3 protein-coding genes are annotated in these 4,225 nt (G+C 70.7%); 1 reads left to right on the forward strand and 2 read right to left on the reverse strand.

All coding sequences use genetic code 11. From position 1 onward, the window contains the following. Positions 1-1,629: isoniazid response ATPase/transcriptional regulator IniR (gene iniR / locus A5699_RS18000; RefSeq protein ID WP_197508329.1), on the reverse strand; the 1,629-nt coding region annotated here is incomplete at its 3' end. Positions 1,630-1,639: 10 nt separating this feature from the next. After that, positions 1,640-3,433, reverse strand: a complete 1,794-nt coding sequence (locus tag A5699_RS18005) for an Hsp70 family protein (RefSeq protein WP_067771644.1) — start codon at positions 3,431-3,433, stop codon at positions 1,640-1,642. Positions 3,434-3,631: 198 nt separating this feature from the next. Between A5699_RS18005 and A5699_RS18010 the strand changes: the two genes are divergently transcribed. Further along, positions 3,632-4,186, forward strand: a complete 555-nt coding sequence (locus tag A5699_RS18010; protein ID WP_067771648.1) for an IniB N-terminal domain-containing protein — start codon at positions 3,632-3,634, stop codon at positions 4,184-4,186. The last annotated feature ends 39 nt before the right edge of the window (positions 4,187-4,225 follow it).

Raw genomic sequence — 4,225 nt, forward strand, 5'->3', positions numbered from 1 at the left:
CGCGGCCCACAGCGCGTCGCGCCGGTGCAGCACCGGGCCCGCTTCGGCGGCCGACACGTCGGCCCCGGCCGCGCCGAACTGACCGTCCTGCATCCTCACCCAACCCAGCAACAAGCGGTGCCGGGCCGCGGTGAAGGGACTGCAGGCGTCATCGGCTTCCCCGTCGGCGCGGACGGTGCGTCCGATCACACTGCGGGCCCGCACCGGGTCGCCGCCGTGTAGGGCTGCCAGCGTGACCAAAGCGGCGGGAGTATCGGGCGTGACACCTCCGGCTTGATATTCGGCGGCCACCGCCTGACCGAGCCGGGCCACGGCCACCGCGAACGGCTGATCCAGCGACAGCACCAAACCGTCGGCCAGGTTGCGAGCCGCACGTGCCGTCGAGGTGGGCGGACCGGTCACCTCAGAGTGCGACGACGCCCGCGCGGCGGCAGCGTCCCCGGCGGCCAGGAAGGCGGTCGCGCCGGCGGAGCTGATCACCGTGTCCGGGTAGGGACCGAGCCAGCGGAACAGATCGGCGGCCTGGGCGGCGTTTCCGTCGTGCATGGCGATACTGGCCGCGATCCGTACCGCGGTGGCCCGCTCGGCGGGGTCCTCGGAGCTCAGCAGCTCATCGGCCATCCGGGCGGCGCCGGCGCAGTCGCCGGCGCGGGCCAGCGCGTCCGCCAGCCCGGTGTTGACCGTGGCCGCCCCGGCCATGACGGCGGCGCGATACAGCCGGGCCGCCCGCGCCGGGCGGGCTCCGGTTCGGGCGGCGTGCTCGGTCAGCGCGTCGGCCAGCCGGTCGTCGCGCAGCCCGTGTTCTGCCAGGCGTAAGGCGAGGTCGGGGGACAGCGTCGACATCGCGAGTTGTGAAGCGAGCAGCGAAGTTTCGGTTTCGTGGTGACGGACGGCGCCCGCGATCTGGGCGAGGGAGTCATGCACCAGTCGCACGAAACGCCGGTCGTGGGACGGCTCGATCAACCCGCCCGCCCGGGCCTGATCGACCAGCGCCGACGCCTGCTCGCCGGTCAGCCCCAGAGCCGCGGCCACGTCGTCGGCCCCGAGATCCTGGCTCAGCGACAGGATCAGCAGCGCATCGCGGGTGCCTTCACCGATGCGGCGCAGCCGTTGCAGCAGCGCAAACCGGGAAGCGTCCGCAGGTGAGTCGACGGCCCCGGACGCGGCCTGCAGCAGAAACGGCAGTCCCGCCGTCGCAGCCGACACCGATTCGACGGTTTCCGGGGTCGCGCGGGCGCCCAGTGCCGTGGCCAGCATGCGGCTCATCTCCGCGGGTGGCAGCGGTCCCAGCCGGACCACCGGGTTCTCCCGCTCCAGCGCGGTGGTCAGCGTGTCCAGCGACCGGCGATGGGTCAGCGGCTCGGCGGCCACCACCACGGTCGCCGCTGTGTCTGCCACTCTCTCTGTGAGGCAACCGATTTCGTCATCGCTCAGCAGATGCGCGTCGTCGATGACGAATGCCGCCTCCGGCCCGTCACCTGGTCGGGGCGCGCGGGTCAGCACGGTGTGGCCTGCTTCTCGCAGCATGCTGCGGATCTCGGCGAGTGTCGTGCTCTTCCCGGTGCCGATCCCGCCGGACACCAGCAGCTTGACGGGTGCGGACGGGTCGGTCGGCACCGGGGCGGTCATCAGCGTCCGCCTAGGCGCCGTCGTCAGAAGCCTCGGCTGCGGTCGTGGTGACCGGCGCCTGGGTGGTGGTCGGCGGGTTCGTCGTTGTCGGCGGCTGAGTGGTGGTCGGTGGCTGCGTGGTCGTGGCGGTGGTGCGGGTCGTCGTGGTGGTCGGCTGGGTCGTGGTTGTGGTGGTCGTCGTGGTTGTCGTTGTTGTGGTCGGACTCGTCGTCGTCGTGGTTTCCGACGCCGACGTGGTGGGCTCGGGCGGTGGTGGCGGGGGTGCGATGACCGTGGTGGTCTCGATCCCGTCGGGGCCTTGCGTCACGGTGGTGACCGGCTCCGGTGGCGGACCTTCGGGGGATGGCCCCATCGAATAGGTTGTGCTGGTCTCGGTGACCGGTGTCGAATCCCCTTCTGAGGCAGTCAAAGTCACCGCCAGACCACCGGCGGCCAGCAAGGCGGCCGCGGCCGCGGCGCCAAACAGGATCGGCGGGCGTTTGTACCAGGGCAGCGGGGCCGGTTCGGTCTCGTACGTCTCCTCTTCATGGCTGAACTGCACCGGTGGCCGCGCCGCGGTCGCCTCCGGGGATGTCAGATAGTCGCCCCCGGCGTACGGGACCGGTTCGTTACCGGGCGCATCGTCCTGCGACCAGGCCAGGGCCCCGACATTTTCGGAGTCGTCACCGGCCGCGGCCTGCGCCGCGGTAGCGCCCGCCGCCCAGGCGGCCGGGCCCAGGCTCGTCGGTGCCATGCCGGTGGGTGCGTCGGCGGCGGCCACCTCGGGGGCCATGCCGGTCGGCGCGCCGGCCTCGGCGACGGTCTCGGCCACCAGTGCGGCTCCGATGGCAGCCCCGAGCTGTGGCTGCGGGGTGGTCACCACCGGTGCTCGTAGATGTTCCGACAACCGCTGGGTCACCAGGGGGATGGCGGCACCGCCGCCGACGGTGGCCACCGCGTTGACGCTGGAGAGCGCAATGTTGTTGCGCTGCAAGGTGTCTGAAATGACGTCCAGGAGTCCGGCCAGCGGTTGGGACATGAGTTGCTCGAGTTCTGGCCGGGTCACCCGGACGTCCCCGTCGAACCCGGGCAACTCGACGGGGATCGCCGTCGCGGTCTCGGCGGACAGCCGTTCCTTGGCCTGACGGCACTCGGCCCGCAACCGGGCGAGCGAGCCCACGGCCGCGGTGCCCGCCGGGTCGGCGTCATTGGCCGTCGCGACACCGCTGAGCACATGGTTGAGCAACGCCTGGTCGATCAGGTCGCCGGAAAAATCGGCATGGCGCACGGTCTGCCCGAGCGGAGCCAGACCCGCGGCGGCGTCGGCCAATGTCACGCTGGTGCCACTGCCGCCGAAGTCGCACAACACCACCACGCCGTCGGCGGGCAGCCCCGGATCGGTTCGCAGCGCCGCCAGTGCGGTCAGGGCGTCGGAAACCAGGGTCGGCGGAACGCCGTCGGGTGTCAGCGCGCGCTTGTTCCGCAGTGCGCCTCGCAGCGCGCCGACGGTGCTCGGACCCCAATGTGCCGGCACGGCGATCGTGACCGGCGCACCGCCGCCGGCGGCGCGGGCCAGCACCTCAAGTGCCTCGGCCAGCACCAGCTCTCCCCGGTGCTGCGACCCGTCGGCGGCGACCAGCGGCACCGGGTCACCGACCCGCTCCACGAAACCGGCCAGCGGCAGCCCGCTGCCGGTGTATTCGCCTACTTCCGGAGCGCGGTCGTTGTGCAGGGTGAGGATCGATCGGCGGATTACCGGTGGACGGCCTTCGCGGGCTGCCACCAGGTTGGTCATCCCGATCGACAACCCCAGTGAGTCGGTCATCAGGCGTCACTCCCGTTGTCTCGGCCGACATTCACCCTAACCGCTCCGATCCCTGGGGCCCGGAATTGATCCCCTAGTGGCGTCGATCCCCTAATGGTCATCCCCCTAATCAAGTGCGGCCAGGGCTGGGTTCGGCACCGATCCCAGCCGGCTCACAGCTGGCTAGCATTCGAATCGGAACTGTTGAGGAGGTGGAACATGGCGAACTCGCTGCTGGACTTTGTCATGTCGCTGGTACATGACCCCGACGCCGCTGCCCGCTATGCCGCCGACCCGGCCCAGGCCATCGCCGACGCACATCTGACCGACGTGACGAGCGCAGACGTCAACAATCTGATCCCGGTCGTGTCGGAATCGCTGTCCATGTCGGGTGCCAACGCCGGGTTCGGCGACAGCCCTACCGCCGATCCGAGTGGCAACGTGTGGGCCAGCGGTGCGGCCACGGCGGCGTTCGACGCCTTCGGTGATCATGTGCCGCTCGATGCTGCCCATGACACGTGGAATGCGACGGCCGGACCGGTGATCAACCAACCGGATTCGCTGGATGATCTGGTGACTTCAGCGTCGTCGGGCTCTGCGTTCGACGACATCGGTCCGCTGGAGCAGCCGTTGGACGATCTGTCGCAGCAGTTCCACGACGTCGTCACCGCCGATCCGAGCGTCGCCGATCCGGCACCGGCCCCGGACTGGGCCCACCCGGCGGTCGACGATCACCACACCGACAGCGTCGGCGGATTCGACATCTTCGACTGAATTCGCCCCGTCCCGCAATGAGCGCACGACCACATGGGT

The sequence above is a fragment of the Mycobacterium sp. E802 genome, assembly GCF_001666875.1.
In the GTDB taxonomy this organism is placed as follows: Bacteria; Actinomycetota; Actinomycetes; order Mycobacteriales; family Mycobacteriaceae; genus Mycobacterium.